Origin of the sequence: Prevotella sp. PTAC, from assembly GCF_013166535.1 — a bacterium.
Classification (GTDB): domain Bacteria; phylum Bacteroidota; class Bacteroidia; order Bacteroidales; family Bacteroidaceae; genus Prevotella.
In genome coordinates, this window is record NZ_JABKKK010000010.1 from 94,610 (window position 1) to 110,908 (window position 16,299).

Consider the following 16,299-nt stretch of genomic DNA (forward strand, 5'->3'; position numbering starts at 1 on the left):
TCATTAGCGGGAATATCCGTATATTTGTCATTTTTAGAGTAAAGATTATCATAAGCGGCAAACAACGGGATAAGAAGCATTTATATAATTTATCGATATGTCAGATACAACAAAAGACACAATAGCCTCGCGTCTCTCCGATTTGCGTGAGGTGATGCGCCGCGAGCGTTTGGCGGCATTCATCTTTCCGAGTACCGACCCGCATTGCGGCGAGTATGTGCCCGACAGGTGGAAAGGCCGGGAGTTTATCAGCGGGTTCGACGGCTCGGCCGGCACGGCGGTGGTCACGATGAGTGAGGCTGCGCTGTGGACAGACTCACGCTACTTCCTCGCTGCGGGCGAACAGCTTGCCGGCACGGAGTTCGTGTTGATGAAAGAGCGGGTGGAGGGCACTCCCACCATCGCCGAATGGCTTGGGCGTAAGCTCGCCGTGAGCGACACGACCGAGGTCGGCATCGACGGCATGACATGTCCGGCGGCGGATGTCGACACCCTGAGAGCCGGGTTGAGAGCCAACGGCGGGCTGACGCTGCGCACCAATTTCGACCCTCTCGCCTTGATATGGAAAGACCGCCCCGAGGCTCCTCTCGCCCCTGTCGAGCTTCATCCCGTGGAGTATGCCGGCGAGGATTGCCCGTCGAAACTCGCCCGTGTGCGTGCCGCCATGCGTGAGCGTCACGCCGAGGGCATGCTCGTGTCGTCGCTCGACGATATCGCATGGACGCTCAATCTGCGTGGAACCGATGTACACTGCAATCCCGTTTTCGTGTCGTACCTGCTTGTCACCCATGTGTCGGCAGTGCTGTTTGTCGACAGCAGGAAGATAACAGACGGTGTGGCCGCCTATCTCGAAACCTGTGGTGTTGAGTTGAGGGAGTATGGCGACATAACATCGGCACTTAGGGCATACGGTGAGTACAATATACTCATGGACGGTTCGCTGACGAGCCATACGTTATATAATAGCGTGCGCACGCACGGGCGGATAGACACGGCGTTGCCCATAACGGCGATGAAAGCCGTGAAGAACGCCGTAGAGGCCGACGGCTTCCGCCGCGCCATGGTTCGTGACGGCGTGGCCATGGTGAAATTCCTGTGCCGTTTGCGTGCCGAGGTGGAGCGTGGCGGTCTGACCGAACTTGGTGTCTGTAGGCTGTTGGCCGGATATAGGTCTGCGCAGCCTTTGTTCCGCGACCTCTCTTTCGACACTATCGCCGCCTACGGGGCGCATGGAGCCGTTGTGCACTACGAGCCGACGGAAGGCACGGATACGCCGCTCGAACCTCGCGGCCTGCTGCTCATCGACAGCGGGGCACACTATCTCGACGGTACGACAGACATTACGCGTACCGTCGCGCTCGGGCCTGTCGACGATGAACAGCGCCGTGTGTATACGCTCGTGCTCAAAGGTCACATCGCCCTCTCTATGCTGAAGTTCCCTCATGGTGCCGCCGGCACGCAGCTCGATGCCGTGGCCCGTGCCGCGATGTGGCGCGAGGGCATGAACTTCATGCACGGCACGGGACACGGAGTGGGCTCTTATCTCAACGTACACGAGGGACCGCACCAGATAAGGATGGAGTGGCGGCCGGCACCGTTGCTTCCCGGAATGACCGTCACCGATGAGCCGGGTATATATATTGCCGGCCGCTTCGGTGTGCGGATAGAGAACACGCTGATAGTCGTCCCTTATATGGAGACAGGCTTCGGGCGCTTCCTGCAATTCGAGCCGCTCACCCTATGCCCGATAGATACCGCGCCGATTATACCGGAAATGCTCACCGACGAGGAAAAACGGTGGCTCGATGATTATCATGCCCGTGTGTTCGGTACTCTGTCGCCGCATCTTGAGGCGGAAGAGACCGACTGGCTGCGCCGCGCCACCTCTCCCATTGGTTGATATGGGTTTGCGGCCGGAAGCATGCCGGCCGCAAATCATTTAAGCATGAGGTCCTGAAACCTTCATGTTCAGGCTGTTCGACATTCGTGTTTTTTTGTCACTCTTGTGTTTGCATGTTGCCGCAATGCAATAGTGTTTCATTATCGGAGCAATGCAAGCCTATCTTATCCATGCTGCTGTTTATACTGCTCCTTGCATCCGCAATCGGTCTGGTTTCCCGCAAGTTGTAAAAAGTATCCGGCGTATCCCGTCGATTGGATACTTATTAGTATCTTTGCAGAATAAACAGCAATACTACTTATATAAAAATGAATAAAGCGAAAATATTCATCGCGGCGATGCTTATCGCTGGTGCGTCGGCCGTTTACGGCGCAGGGTTTGTAAAATCCGGGCAGAGCGTGACCGTGTCTTTGCCGCAAGCGGATGCCGGTTGTGCGCGCACGGTGAGGCTGACGGTGATAAACGAGAGAATTATAAAGGTGGAGGCAACACCCGACAGCGAGATACCTTGCAAGCGTAAGAGCCTCATCGTGGTGCCGCAAAAGGGTAAGACTGCATATACCGCCACGGAGAGCGACACGGCAGTCACGGTGGAGACAGCCTCTCTCACCGTCACGGTGGATAAGCGCACGGGGAAGACGGCATACCGTGACCGCAGGAACGGAAAGACTATACTGAGCGAGGCCGACGGCGGAAAGAAGTTCAAGAGATTTATTTCCGGACAGACAGTAATGCCCGAGAGCTATCATCCCACATCGCCGGACGAGATAAACTGGGGCAAGACAGGCGACCTCACGCGGATATCGCTCGACGACAGGTCTGGATATACATGGCATTTGCAGTTCGATGGCAACGATGATGAGGCCATATACGGACTCGGTCAGCACCAGTCGGAAGACATGAACTATAAAGGAAAGAATGAAGAACTGTTCCAGTACAACACCAAGGTGAGCATACCTTTCGTCGTTTCGACAGCAGGCTACGGTCTGCTCTGGGACTCGTATTCATACGGGCGTTGGGGAAATCCGGATGATTACGTGCAGCTTGGAGAGGCATTCACATTGTATAATAAAGACGGGAAGCTGGGCTGTCTCACAGGGACGTATGCCGAAAAGGGCGGTAGAAGGATAGTGCGTGACGAGGATTCGCTGTATTTCGAGAATTCGAGAGAGATAGTGAACCTGCCACGTAAGTTCAGGCTTAACGGCTCGCGGGTGCTGTATGAGGGATGGCTCGAAGCCCCGGAGTCGGCCGATTACCAGTTTATCCTTTACTATGCTGGATATACCAAGGTATATATAGACGGCCGTCCGGTAATGCCGGAGATATGGCGCAAGGCGTGGAACCCCAATGCGCGCAAGTTCAATGCCACACTGTTGAAAGGCCGCAAGACGAAAATAAGGATAGAGTGGCAGCCCGACGGCGATGTGAGCTACTGCGGACTTCGTGTGGCCACACCCCGGAGCGAGTCCGACAGGCGTCGCGTCAGCATCTGGAACGAGATGTCCAAGGATATGACCTATTACTTCATTGCCGGCGATGACATGGACGAAATAATATCGGGCTACCGTGCTCTTACGGGGCGTGCGCAGGTAATGCCGCGCTGGGCGCTTGGTTTCTGGCAGAGCCGCGAACGCTACAAGACGCAGCGGGAAGTGGTAGACAATATGTCGGAGTTCCGCAGTCGCGGCATCCCGTGCGACGTGATAGTGCAAGACTGGAACTACTGGCCGGATCCGGAGTGGGGCAGCCATAAGTTTGAGGCTTCGCGATATCCTGACCCGCAGGCAATGTACGACACGATACACGCCATGCACGGGCGGTTGATGATCAGTTGCTGGCCGAAATTCTATGAGTCGACCGCCAATTTCAAGGAGCTTGACGCCAACGGGTGGATGTATCGCCGTGCGGTAGAAGACAGCATAAAGGACTGGGTGGGGCCGGGCTATGTCGGTTCGTTCTATGATGCCTATTCGGCCGGTGCCCGCAAGATGTTCTGGCGGCAGATGGATGAGAACCTTTATTCCAAGTATGGCAAGGGGATGGACGCATGGTGGATGGATGCCAGTGAGCCGAACGTGCGCGACTGCACGCCCATCGACTATCGCAAACAGCTCTGCGGCCCTACGGCCATGGGCACGAGCGACGAGTATTTCAATGCCTATTCCATAGTGAATGCCGACGCGATATACAACGGCCAGCGATCGGTTGACCCCGATAAGCGTGTGTTCCTGCTTACGAGGAGCGGTTTTGCGGGCTTGCAGCGTTACAGCACGGCCACATGGAGCGGTGACATAGGCACGAGGTGGGAAGATATGAGGGCGCAGATAACCGCCGGTCTCAACTTCTCCATGGCCGGAGTGCCCTTCTGGGGAATGGACCAGGGGGGCTTCACGACCGAGGACCGCTATGTGAAAGCGCAGAAACTGTTTGACAAGACGGGCCGTGAGAACGACGATCTGCGTGAGTGGCGTGAGCTGAATGCCCGCTGGCACCAGTTCGGTTGCTTCGTTCCGCTGTTCCGCACGCACGGTCAGTGGCCGGCGCGCGAGGTGTGGAACATCGCTCCAGAGAACCACGAATGCTACAGGACGATAGTGGAGTATACAAAGCTGCGCTACCGCATGATGCCCTACCTCTATTCCATGGCAGGCTGGGTGAACCGCCGTGACTATACTGTCATGCGAGGACTGGCGATGGATTTCGCCGGCGACAGGAATGTGTTTGACATTGCCGACCAGTGGATGTTCGGTCCCGCTTTCATGGCTTGTCCGGTCACCGAGTACAAGGCGCGTGAGCGACAGGTATATTTCCCGGCCGGATGCGGATGGTATGACCTGTATACCGGAAAACATATCGACGGAGGGCAGGAACAGACGGTAGATGCCCCGTATCACCGTATGCCGGTGTTCGTGCGGGAGGGGGCCATCATTCCCTTCGGCTCCGATATTCAGTGGAGCGACGAGCGGCAGGCCGATACCATCGACCTGTATGTGTATGCCGGTGCCGACGGCCGCTTCGAACTGTATGAGGATGAGGGTACAAACTATAATTATGAGAAAGGTCGCTTCGCCACGATAGACATCTCGTATGAGGATAAGACCAAGACTTTGACAATAGGCAGTCGCCGTGGTTCTTTCAAGGGGATGCTGAAAGAGCGTGTGTTCAATATCGTTATGGTGGGAAAAGACCGTGTACGGCCGCTGAATCTTGACAATCCGGAGGGGGTGAGGGTGAGCTATGACGGACGGCGGGTGAGCGTCGCGCTGTGACCTGCCGGCGTGCATGTAATCTGCCGGGAGGCATATATTGTCATACGGCATTCGAAAAACAATCAGGATCAAAACCGATAAAATAAAAAACAGGACTATATGAAAAAACAAATCATTGCCCTTGCGCTGTTGGCTGGCTCGTTTGTAGCAGCTGGTGCGCAAGTGTACCTTGACCCGAAAGCACCGATAGAAGAGCGGGTGAAAGACGCATTGTCGAGAATGACGACCCACGAGAAAGTGCGGATATTGTATGCACAGAGTAAATTCTCCTCTCCGGGAGTGCCCCGCCTGGGCATACGGCAGCTCAACATGGCCGACGGACCTCATGGAGTACGGGAGGAAATAGAATGGAACTCATGGAGTGCTGCCAAATGGAACAACGACTCTATTGTGGCGTTCCCCTCGCTGACGTGTCTCGCCGCCTCATGGAACAGAGACCTGAGCAGGGCTTACGGAAACGCGGTGAGTGAGGAGTTTGCCTTCCGCGGCAAGGACATCATGCTCGGCCCGGGCACCACAATCGCCCGCATGCCGCTCAACGGGCGCAGTTTCGAGTATATGGGCGAAGATCCGTATCTGGCCGGAGAGATGGCCGTGCCCTACATACAGGCGGCTCAGGCCAACGGCGTGGCATGTTGCCTGAAACACTTTTTCCTGAACAATCAGGAGGTAGACCGTTTCGGGGTGAACGTCAACGTCAGCGAACGGGCCGTCAACGAGATTTATCTGCCCGCTTTCGAGAAGGCCGTCAGGCAGGGTGGTCTGTGGACGATAATGGGCTCTTACAACAAGTGGCTGGGCGAATGGTGCTGTGAGAACGACTCGCTGCTCAACGGGATATTGAAGCGCCGGTGGGGCTTCGACGGTGCCGTGGTGAGCGACTGGGGCGGCACGCACACCACCATGGGAGCCGCGCTGGGCGGTCTCGACATCGAAATGGGAACAGACACCGACGGCAAGACGAAAGACAAGAGCAAGGGATACAACACATACAAGCTGGCCGATGCCTTCGAAAGGCTTATCAACGAAGGTAAGATACCGATGAGCGTGCTTGATGACAAGGCGGCACGCGTGCTGCGCACGATATTCCGCACGTCGATGAACGCCGGCAAGGTGATTGGCTCGCAATGCTCAGAGGCTCACTACGATGTGTGCCGGCAGATAGGTGAGGAGGGCATCGTGCTGCTGCAAAACCGTGGCGGCGCGCTGCCGATAGATGTCTCCCGCTGCGGACGCATACTTGTGGTGGGCGACAACGCCGTGCGAAACATGAGCGAGGGCGGTGGCTCGTCGGAGTTGAAAACAAAGTTCGACATATCACCGCTCGATGGACTGCGCCGTGTGTATGGCGACAGGGTGGACTTCGCCCGTGGCTACTATGCCGGCCGGGCACGCTACGGCAGCGCGGACAAACTCAGTCCTGATTCGCTCGCCCGCTTGCGCGCCGAGGCATTGGATAAAGCCAAGAGTGCCGACATTATTATCTTCATAGGTGGAATGAACAAGAATTTCAGGCAAGACTGCGAGAACAACGACCGTGAGGACTATAACCTGTCGTACGGCCAGAACGAACTCATTGCCGACCTTGCACGGGTGCAGAAAAACATTGTCGTGGTCACCTTCGGCGGCAATCCTTATGCCATGCCGTGGGCGCAGGCCGTGCGTGCGATCGTGCACTGCTGGTATCTCGGCTCGATGTCGGGAGAGGCGCTCGCCGGTGTGCTGTCAGGCGCAGTGAACCCGAGCGGCAAGCTGCCCGTGACATTCGCTGCGCGGCAGGCCGACTACCCCTGTTTCCAATACGGCAGGGAGGGCTATCCCGGCGTGGACATGCAGGTATACTATAATGAAGGCATATTTGTTGGATACCGTTGGTTCGACACCAAAGGCGTGCGCCCCCGCTTCCCGTTCGGCCACGGACTGAGCTACACCACGTTTAAATATGGCAAGCCGGTGCTCTCTGCCACCTCGATGACCGCCGGCGACAGCCTTACGCTCACCGTGCCGGTGACCAACACTGGCAAGAGGGCAGGCAAAGAGGTGGTGCAACTGTATATCGGCGATGAGAAAACAAGCGTGGAACGGCCGGCGAAGGAACTCAAAGGATTTGAGAAAGTGGCTCTCGAACCTGGTGAGACGAAGACGGTGTCGTTCACGATAATTGCCGACGATTTGAGCTTCTACTGCGAGAAAACCCATGGTTGGGTGGCCGAGCCTGGTGTGTTCCGGGCTTATGTCTGCGCATCTGAGACTGACGTGAGGGGCACTGCGGTGTTTGAACTGAAATAAAAACGTTTAAATGGTAAAATGGTAAAAATCATTGCAGATGATTTTTACCATTTTCTTTATCTTCAAATACCGTCCTTTCTCTTCTTTATTATCGTCAGTTATTATAATTTAAGTTTGTACATTTGTCTGGTACATTAGTGGCGCATATCTTTATTCATTTAAAAACCCTCACGTAACAAGTGTCGTCTTTCTTTCTGTATATGGCAAACGGTGATATAGCCCCGTTGTTGTTGCGCAGTCCGTAGGCGAGGGCTTCCATGTCCGGGTATCTGGGGATGTATGTTTCCGTGGCCTTGCCCGTCTTTCGGTTTATCTTGATTACCGAATGGTCGCACTCCGCCAAACTGTTGTCCATGTCCGGGTCGGAATATTTTATCAGGCAGTATATGTATTTGCCGTCGGTTTTCATCGATTCGACAGTCTTTCGGAATGTCATGTTGTAGATTTTCAGTATGTCGTAACTGTGGAACAAAGTGGTGTCCGGTTCGGGAAAATTGCCCGTGTCTATCTCGAAAGCGGTGTATTTTTTGTACGGTTCGCCATAAATATCCTTCGTGACGTATATATATCCCGAGTAGCCGTCGGTGTAAAACAGGTCTTCGTCCGTGGCGCAGGCAACGGGACTGTTATAGTAATATCCGGTGAAACTCTTTTTGTTGCATGGTTCCAAGTTGCCGAAACGGTGTTTCATCTTGCCGTCTTTCAGGCTGAACGCCGCGAAATAAGGTTTCTGCGAGTCGTAATATCTTGCGTCGAAAGGATTTTTGGAAAAGTCATTTTCATATTCTTCCCTTGAATATTGCAGTGGCCATGTCTGCTCCTGGCATGGATAGAGTATGTAATCCTTAAACTTGCAGAAAGTGAAGTGCTTATAGAAAAACGAGTCGGTGAACAGCTCGAAGTCGGGTGCGAATATCTTTTCTTTCTCTCCCGTCTGCGCGTTTCTTATCAGTATGGCCGGTGAATTAATGTAAGAGTAGTTTTTTTGTCCCGGAATATTAATGCTGTCTAAAAATATGTGGGGCAGAGAATACGAGATGCCTATCCTTTCGCTGTCGAGAATGGCGGGGCTTAGCGGGATGTAAAATACCTGTCGTGTGTTTTTTAAGTGCCGGTAGTTCTCTTCCGGAATTTCTATAAACGCCCTTTTCTCGATGCTGTCCGGCTTGATTATTTCCGGAGAGGCAAACCGGTTGTTGTCCAGTTTGTAGTGCAGGATGCCGTTTTCAAGGTTATCGTTGAACAGCAGGTTGTCGTTTTCAAAGGCGGGTAATCCGTATATGGAAGAAATCGGTTGGTCATCGGTGTCTATCGGGTATTCTTTGAATTTAAGCCTTGCCTTTCGGGATTTCGATGTTGCTGTCGTCACAAGTTTGTGGGTGGCGGCATCTGTTTCTATGTCGAACGTCTTGCATTCCAATTTTCCCTGATATGCGATTATCTGTTTGGCAAAGTTGGGACTTATCTCGGTCGGGTCGCCTCCTGTAAGCATCTCACCCGTGCTTCTTTTCAATTTGAGAATATAAGTGCCCTGTAAATCGTGCATGTTGAAACTGAAAATCCCCTTGTATTTAAATCCCGTGTCGTATATATAGTGGTCGGCGATATGCCCGTTGTTTTTGTTGTATCTTTCGGCAGTGGCCTTGTCTTTATATACGGTGATGAGAAGAGTGGTTTTTTTGCTGTCGATGCTCTTCAAGTTGTTATGGAAATTAGGGATGTATGCTTCGCACCTCAGGCACATCGTGGGTGAATACATGGCTGCATAGATGGTGTCGTTCTCAGTGTCTACCTCTTGCAGCAACTCTTTCAGCCGCTGCTCGCTGCCGGGTATTTGCCGTATTTGGAAATCGTTGTCTGTCATTTCTCTCACCAGGTCGCGATCCTGTGCGTGAGAGAAATGTACAGAGCAGAGAAAGGATATTATCAATAATATTCTCATGGGGTATGATTGTCAATCGTTTTTATATATAGGGTTCTCTTCCAATTCTGGTTTTTCCAATTCATCTGTGATTGTCATGCTTGAACCGGTTAATTCTAACTCTTCCAACAAAATATAACGTATGTCCTGCCGAATATACGGTCGGAGCCTTGGCCGGAGCTTTGGGCTTTGGATTAGAAAGTGTTTTGCTTTGTTCATAATAAGTATGAAATGAAATCATTTCGAATACATTGTTGTCTGCCTTATTGTCTGCCACGCAAATTGCGGAGACGAGGAACAGAAGCGTGTAAGCGATAATTCTTTTTGTCATAATGTCGTGTATTAAAATTTTACTGCTGCAAAACTACGGAATAATTAATCGTTTGCCAAATAAAACGAGTACACTTTTTACACACCCGTTCGCTTCGTTTCTTGTAAGTGCTGTTTAATCAACGGATTACAGCGAAAGTACATTTTTTACACACCTGCACTTTTATATGGATTTGATGTTATGATTGAGAGATTTTGTTCCTTCACAGTTGAAAAGTTTTTTGTTTATGCTGCTCCTGATGTTCGTTATCCTTTGTTTGGACACGTTCATCAGCACGGAAGTCTCGTTTGGAGTGAACAGAAATCTCGTGAGTATGGATACGTTTTTTTCATAGCTTGTGAGATTGGCTTGGCTGTCGTTTATTCTTTCGTAGAAGCGGGGCATGTTTTCCTCTGTTATTCTGTACAGTTCTTGCCATTCTTCGGCCGAAGGTGTTTTCAGCTTGCCTGCGTATATGTGCATCTGTTGTATTATGGCACAGTTTAGCAGAGCCTGTCCCGCGGTGCAGGATTCCGGCATGTTGTTCTCTTTGCATATCACCGTCATGGTTTGCCGCAATTTTTCCACCTCGTTCTCTTTTATATCTTTGTATGTGGTGAAGTCGTCTCTCAGCATCCTGGCTTCTGTCTCAGCCTTGTTCAATCGGGAAAGAATATCAAAGTATTTTCTGTTTGCGGTCGCTGTCTCTCTGTTTTTCTTCCGTTTGTACCGCCTTATACTTATATATAATATATAGATGCCGGCCAAGAATATCACGGAGAAAAGGGTTGCCATGTATTTGTAGCGTTCAGCTTCTCGTGTCTTGGCTTCCGCAATCTTCCGGTTCTCTGTATAGTTGTAAAGTGCCTGCATCTTTATTATGTTTTCCGAGGAGCTGAGAAATGATGAGGAATCGTTTATTTGGGCAAACAAGGACGCATATTTGACCGTGGAGTCCGCTATGCCGAGTTTTTGATATACACGCATAAGGCCATGATACCCGCATTCGAGATTGTTTATGTTTGATGGATAAGACAATAGTTTCCGATAGAAATGTTCTGCGGAGTCAAGTTTTCCGATGCCTTCGTAATACTTGCCTTTATTATCGTAATAAACTTCTCGTCCTTTTATAATGTTTCCGTTGCAGTCGAATAAGCTTGGGTTTTGTTCGCATTCATCCATTGCGGCTTTTGCTTTGCCGTATAATCCCTTCATCAGATATATATTTATTGCTTGCGGCAATGCTCCTGTGGCCAAATCGTCGAGTCCCAATTCCTTATATTTTTTGTATGCGTTCATACATATATATAATACGGAGTCGTATTTACCCCGCATGTGATAGGTGGATCCGAGATGCTCATAGAATATTATCGCCGCTATGGTGTCCTTTGCTTTTTCGGCGTATGCCACGGCTTTCAGCTCGGCCTCATGTGACAATTCGGGCGTTAGCTGGTGGTAAAAGAGCGTGGCTATCTGCCCGTATATCCTGCTGAGCGTTCGGAAATCGCAGTCGACGGCACTCGTGTCGGCAAACGTCGTTGCGTTTCGGAAGTGGAAGAGGGCGGTCGGGGCGTCTCCCCTGTCCCGATACACGCATCCGAGCATGTAGTTCGCTTTCATCTTGTCGTTGCTGTTGCCGTGGCTATTGAAATGCTCTGCCATTTCCTCTACCCCGGCCATCGTGTCCAGCGGGATGTCGGTCTTGTTCATGGCCTGTGTCAGCAACAGCATGTACCGCATTCTCCTGCTTTCCGACATATTGCCGGCCTCATCCCCGATGCTGCTGAGAAGTATAAGGGTTGAGTCGGGATTGCTTTCTATTATTTCTTCCGCATGCGTCAGTATGTTGTCGGTTTTTCTATGGCCTGTACACGACAGTGACAATGTTATGGTCAGCAGGTATATCAGTTCGGGGATATATTTCATTACCTTTGCTTTTGTTTTGTAACACAAAGGTAATGAAATATTTTCTTATTGGTAATATATTTTGTCAAAAAAGCATCGGATGCCCGTGATGTGGAACTTGCAGATAATCCGTAGTCACAGGCTTACAATACACTTGTTCATTTGTCTTTCCGCGGCATCAGTTTCACGGTCTTTGTCGTTCCGTTTTCAAGCGATACTTTTGCAATGGCGTAAGGCTTTGGAAGCGTTGCTTTGCCTATGCTCGTTTCTTTTGCCTTAACTGTTATTCTGTCAGCCAACCGGCCTTTAACATCGTAAATATGAATACCTTTTATTTCTTTTTCGGATGTTATTTTGATATGTCGTGCCGGCATCTGAAATGTGGAAACAGTTATCGGTCGTATTGTCAATACCGGCAGTTACGAATACTTTCCCCTCTAAATGTAAGTCTTTCCATCCGTCGGCCGCTTTGTAAAGTTCGAGGCTTTCTTCCGGAACGTACATCGTGCATGTTGTCAGTTCTGAGTTCAGGAAAACATCCTTTCCTAATCTCGGTGGGACGAGTGCGCGGCAATTAACCGACTGATCTTCGTAATAGGAACTTCTTGTATACCACGTTTTAGTAACATAGGCGAACGCCCTATCTCCTATTGAATCAACTGTTTCCGGTATCAGTAAGCCGAGAACCTTTTTGCCTTCAAGTGCACATGGGGCTATTGTTTTCAGTTTCTCATCAGAATATTCTATGGCATTGCCATCGCCGTATATATAATAGTATAGCACACTGCCGTCTAACGAATATATTGAACCGTCATATGTTTTTTTAAGGCATGGATTGTCTTCTGATATTTGTGGCATATAATTATTGTACGGCTCTTCTCTAAAAACATTATTCCCTAATGTCGGAAAGTTACCTGTTATAATGAAATTACGTATATGCTGCTCAAAGAATGCTCCATCTGATACGTGCTTTATTCCCTTTGGCAGAAGGAGATTGTCTAACGTGCTGGATTTGTCGCATGATTTGTCGCATTTAAATCCGTATGCCGGAATGGTATCGATGTCGGCTTCTTTCAGATTAAGCTCTTTCAACTTTGTTATGAGCTCTTCCCTTATATACTCATAGTCTTCATCCAACAGTGTTCAGGTGACAGTCAGATATTTTATTGTTTCTTTTTGCTCATCCGTCAGCAAAAAATCCAGCGGTTCCTGCCCGGCATGTACACTTACGGAGTCGGGTCTCGGCTGTGCGTTCGCTTGCATTGCAAATGCCATGCAGGCAACCATGCAGCACTGTATAATGATAAAAATTCTCTTTCTCATGATGTGTCTGTTCTATTGTCGGTGGTTAGTAGTGCTGTTTCATCCATTTAATTTTGGTCTCACCATGCCGTTTTTTTACTTCACAACAATCTTTTTCCTGTTATGAATATATACGCCCGGCTTCAATGTCCCCGTCATTTTGCGCCCGCTCAGGTCATGGAAAACATCTTCGTCGGCCTTATTGCTTTCAGCCGTAACACTCTTTATACCCGTCACAAAGCCGCCTAAGAATGGGTCGTCCTTATATGTGGTGTGCGAGAGATGCTCCTCTGCCGGGTCGCCTGTGTAGCTCGGAGCCTTGTATACGAGCCGGTCGTCTTCCACGTATGCGTTCAGGAAGTGCTCTGTTTCACAGGGTGGTAAAGAGGGAGAATAGATATAAGCGTCAAGGTAATGCAACAACAAGCCCTCCCCATAAAGTGAGCCTATCCCGGAAATCATGTTTCGATATAAAAACTCGGGCTTGTAACTGGGATGCTGATTCATTCTGGCCGTGACGTCCAAGATGCGTTCTTCTTTCCCGTTTTCAAGCGTTACGGGTTGAATGCCGCTTATAAAATATGTTATCTCGTTGTCCGGACTTCCGATAAACTCGCCGACATTTAAGTTGAAGTCGTATAGTATAATTTCATTATCGGCCATTGAATAAGGAAAACCGTAAATATCGTATTCGAATCCGTTGCTTTCGCTCATTTCCATGTATTCGTCGTGGCTCGCATATACTATTCCGTCTTTTTCGCGCAGTCCGATAATGTATTGCCGTTCGCCCCTGTTGCCTTTTTCGTCGATATTCGTCCTGTACAGCTTGTAATAAGTATTACCGTTAAGCTCGTAAGGCTCGTCAAGTTCGAACAATGAGAATGAATGTGTTTCGTGACAATCGTCCCAATGAGCGTACGACCACTTGCATCCCGTAGTGAACGGGCGCGCCGAAACGTTGCCGGCGACGGCCAGCAAAACGGCAGATAGGGTAATTAATAAATACTTCATATTGGTGATAGTTTTATAATTGTTATTGTTCAATGATGAATTCCGCTCCTTGTCTGACTTCAAAATCACCTTTGATGGTGACATCCTCACATTCCTTTAATCTCAGACTGCCGCCGGCTTCAACAGTGACCGGTCCCAAAGGTTTATTGTCTGTAACGTTGCTGCCTATAACAACACTGTTTTTATATGGATAAACGACTCTTTTGCTTATTGTCTCATTTTGTATAAACTTTATATAGCTGATATATCTGTATGGTTTATAACCTTCTTTTGTAACACAAATGTCTATTTCGCCATCGCATAAGTTTGTAAAAGTTGCTGTTTTGGTATTTGATACTACTTTATAATAAGATTTACCGGAGTTTGAACTCATAACGCATATACGGCATCCTTCTTCCCCTGTATCTACGGTTAATTTGTTTTCGTCAAACTTTAAAGTTATATTTTCAAAAGAATTGGGCGTTTGGGTGTAAATGGGCATTTCTGGATCTCCAATAGGATTAAGTCCAAACATTATCCATCTATGTGCACCTTCTTTTTTACATTTACCTAAAAAAGCCATTTTAGTTGCAGCGATAACATCGCCAAAGTTTCTACTTCCTGGACTATTTTTAAACAAAGACTTATAAAATAGTCCATTATAATCTTCTGATGGTCCGTGGAAATATATATTGGGCCATCCCCAACCTTCTCTTGAACAACCTAAATATGCAATAACTCCATTGTTTTCATTCCGAATAAAAGCCTCACTTAAACAAGGTTCCGTATTATTGTCAAAATGATTAGTATGGCAAGCTGTGGTTGCAATAACCGTAGGAACTTTATTGTATAATGTTGATGCTTTTGAAATATCATATAAATCATTTTCTAATACGAAATATTTAGAATCGCCATGGGACATCATATGTATGAAATTATAACCTTGTGAAAGTTTTTCTTGTAAATGTACTGAGTTTAAATCGTAATCTGCTCCACCTGAAAAATCTGTATGGGTATCATAAAAACGAACTTTCTCTCCATCCCAGAAATCTTCGATATACATCCTATATAATTCTTCACTTTTGTTTTGTGAATCGCTTACAAGGTTTCCGTTTATATAGCCAGATTTAAAAGTCTGAACTCCACACATTAGAATTCTATTTTCCCATCCACGTGTAGATATAAATTGTTCATAATTAATGGTTTTATTGACAAAGTCATAAGTGTCATTAGTATTCTGTACAGGAACTCTTGATATAAAAACTTCTGGGGCAATGTCAATATCATCTTCAATTTCACCGTACAAACTATTACCATTTGCATTCCAATCAAAGCTATTGTCAAAGCATGCATAAAATAGATCTGTTGGCATCTTGTTTTCAATGACATCATATTTTTCTTCGCTTTGGGGAACTTTCGCATAGCACCCCATCACAGGTACGACAGTATCGTCACCTCCCAGCAATACATATTTAAGTCCATTATTTTCATAATATTCTTTCAAGCAAGTCTTTATTTTCAACTGCATTGTCGCACCACTGTAATTATTATTTATATACTCTGTCGTTATTATTTTAGCGGTAACACCTTTTTCTTTTTTCCATTCTACCAATGGGGAAAAGGATTCTGCTAATTTTTCGTTGGTTATAAGCAAGTACTCTACATTGTCATCTGTATAACCGAGAGATTTTAATCCATTAATCTGCTTGGTAGAAGAATAAAGGTGGGCAAGGTCATTGGGGTTGTCAATAATATCTTTTACCACATTATACATAACAGCACCTGTTCTGTTAGAATGGGGTGCAAGGCTGATTTTTTTATTTTCGTCAAAAGAAACATTTATAGTTAATGATTTTACCAAATATAAATCTTTATTCTTTACGTCATAAATGAAAGGACAGATGTTGAGAGCTAATATTTTATATCCATCCATTTTGTTAATACCGGAATATTCGACTTCCGTGATTGGATATTTTGCTTCTTTATAAAAAGGTGCTTTATATTCTATAATATCTTTTGTAGCACTAACATTGGTGGGACATACCTCCGGATTAGGAGCTACTATGACATTCGATTTTATCTTTATTTTCTTATCAATAGAAAAGGTTAAATTTTTATAGTTCTGATTAGAGCCAATCAGAATATTCATAGGAATATATGGTAATCCGGGTGTTGATGTGTCTTCACTATATGCAGTCAAACGTTTTGATGAGCTGATAATAATATTATCATTGTCATCAGTATTCAAGTTAAAGTCACTTTCGTTGAAGTTAACAGAAAATGTTTTTGTCTCTTGTGCCACCGTGGGAACAAATAAACAGCCAACGAACAGATAGGTTATTATGATGTTTTTAATCGTGTTCATATTTCTCCATAATTAAGGTTGATGAATATTGATAACACAAATGCG

At 47.9% G+C, this 16,299-nt stretch carries 11 protein-coding genes; 3 read left to right on the top strand and 8 right to left on the bottom strand.

Annotated features, from left to right (window positions below; genetic code table 11):
- Window positions 1-97 precede the first annotated feature (97 nt).
- The 3 genes from HPS53_RS09065 to HPS53_RS09075 all read left to right on the top strand — a co-directional run bounded on the left by HPS53_RS09065 (window position 98) and on the right by HPS53_RS09075 (window position 7,461).
- Complete coding sequence (locus HPS53_RS09065; protein WP_172205787.1) at window positions 98-1,900, top strand: aminopeptidase P family protein; 1,803 nt, start codon at window positions 98-100, stop codon at window positions 1,898-1,900.
- 308 nt (window positions 1,901-2,208) lie between these two features.
- Window positions 2,209-5,172 carry a TIM-barrel domain-containing protein gene (locus HPS53_RS09070; protein ID WP_172205789.1) on the top strand — a complete coding sequence of 988 codons (2,964 nt, stop codon included), beginning with the start codon at window positions 2,209-2,211 and terminating at the stop codon, window positions 5,170-5,172.
- Between the two features lie 99 nt (window positions 5,173-5,271).
- The gene (locus HPS53_RS09075) at window positions 5,272-7,461 is read left to right on the top strand and encodes a glycoside hydrolase family 3 C-terminal domain-containing protein (RefSeq protein ID WP_172205791.1); all 2,190 of its coding nucleotides are present in this window, start codon (window positions 5,272-5,274) and stop codon (window positions 7,459-7,461) included.
- Between the two features lie 154 nt (window positions 7,462-7,615).
- Here the strand turns inward: HPS53_RS09075 and HPS53_RS09080 are convergent, their stop codons facing one another.
- The 8 genes from HPS53_RS09080 to HPS53_RS09115 all read right to left on the bottom strand — a co-directional run bounded on the left by HPS53_RS09080 (window position 7,616) and on the right by HPS53_RS09115 (window position 16,254).
- Window positions 7,616-9,403, bottom strand: a complete 1,788-nt coding sequence (locus HPS53_RS09080; protein ID WP_172205793.1) for a hypothetical protein — start codon at window positions 9,401-9,403, stop codon at window positions 7,616-7,618.
- A 61-nt stretch (window positions 9,404-9,464) separates the two neighbouring features.
- The gene (locus HPS53_RS09085) at window positions 9,465-9,713 is read right to left on the bottom strand and encodes a hypothetical protein (protein WP_172205795.1); all 249 of its coding nucleotides are present in this window, start codon (window positions 9,711-9,713) and stop codon (window positions 9,465-9,467) included.
- 162 nt (window positions 9,714-9,875) lie between these two features.
- On the bottom strand, window positions 9,876-11,618 hold the full coding sequence (locus tag HPS53_RS09090; protein WP_104370042.1) for a lipopolysaccharide assembly protein LapB: 1,743 nt from the start codon (window positions 11,616-11,618) through the stop codon (window positions 9,876-9,878).
- Window positions 11,619-11,755: 137 nt separating this feature from the next.
- The gene (locus HPS53_RS09095) at window positions 11,756-11,896 is read right to left on the bottom strand and encodes a hypothetical protein (protein WP_172205797.1); all 141 of its coding nucleotides are present in this window, start codon (window positions 11,894-11,896) and stop codon (window positions 11,756-11,758) included.
- Between the two features lie 7 nt (window positions 11,897-11,903).
- The gene (locus HPS53_RS09100) at window positions 11,904-12,734 is read right to left on the bottom strand and encodes a leucine-rich repeat protein (protein WP_172205799.1); all 831 of its coding nucleotides are present in this window, start codon (window positions 12,732-12,734) and stop codon (window positions 11,904-11,906) included.
- 6 nt (window positions 12,735-12,740) lie between these two features.
- Complete coding sequence (locus HPS53_RS09105; RefSeq protein WP_172205801.1) at window positions 12,741-12,920, bottom strand: hypothetical protein; 180 nt, start codon at window positions 12,918-12,920, stop codon at window positions 12,741-12,743.
- A gap of 75 nt (window positions 12,921-12,995) precedes the next feature.
- Window positions 12,996-13,910 (bottom strand): hypothetical protein, encoded by a 915-nt coding sequence (locus tag HPS53_RS09110; RefSeq protein WP_172205803.1) that lies wholly within the window; start codon window positions 13,908-13,910, stop codon window positions 12,996-12,998.
- Window positions 13,911-13,932: 22 nt separating this feature from the next.
- A complete protein-coding gene (locus tag HPS53_RS09115; protein ID WP_172205805.1) occupies window positions 13,933-16,254 on the bottom strand; it encodes a C25 family cysteine peptidase in 2,322 nt (773 codons plus the stop codon).
- Between the last annotated feature and the right edge of the window lie 45 nt (window positions 16,255-16,299).

Excerpts from the sequence above, each read along its gene's own strand:
- HPS53_RS09065 (WP_172205787.1), top strand. The coding sequence starts at position 98 with ATGTCAGATACAACAAAAGACACAATAGCCTCGCGTCTCTCCGATTTG.
- HPS53_RS09080 (WP_172205793.1), bottom strand. The coding sequence starts at position 9,403 with ATGAGAATATTATTGATAATATCCTTTCTCTGCTCTGTACATTTCTCT.
- HPS53_RS09115 (WP_172205805.1), bottom strand. The coding sequence starts at position 16,254 with ATGAACACGATTAAAAACATCATAATAACCTATCTGTTCGTTGGCTGT.
- HPS53_RS09075 (WP_172205791.1), top strand. The coding sequence starts at position 5,272 with ATGAAAAAACAAATCATTGCCCTTGCGCTGTTGGCTGGCTCGTTTGTA.
- HPS53_RS09110 (WP_172205803.1), bottom strand. The coding sequence starts at position 13,910 with ATGAAGTATTTATTAATTACCCTATCTGCCGTTTTGCTGGCCGTCGCC.
- HPS53_RS09105 (WP_172205801.1), bottom strand. The coding sequence starts at position 12,920 with ATGAGAAAGAGAATTTTTATCATTATACAGTGCTGCATGGTTGCCTGC.
- HPS53_RS09070 (WP_172205789.1), top strand. The coding sequence starts at position 2,209 with ATGAATAAAGCGAAAATATTCATCGCGGCGATGCTTATCGCTGGTGCG.
- HPS53_RS09090 (WP_104370042.1), bottom strand. The coding sequence starts at position 11,618 with ATGAAATATATCCCCGAACTGATATACCTGCTGACCATAACATTGTCA.
- HPS53_RS09085 (WP_172205795.1), bottom strand. The coding sequence starts at position 9,713 with ATGACAAAAAGAATTATCGCTTACACGCTTCTGTTCCTCGTCTCCGCA.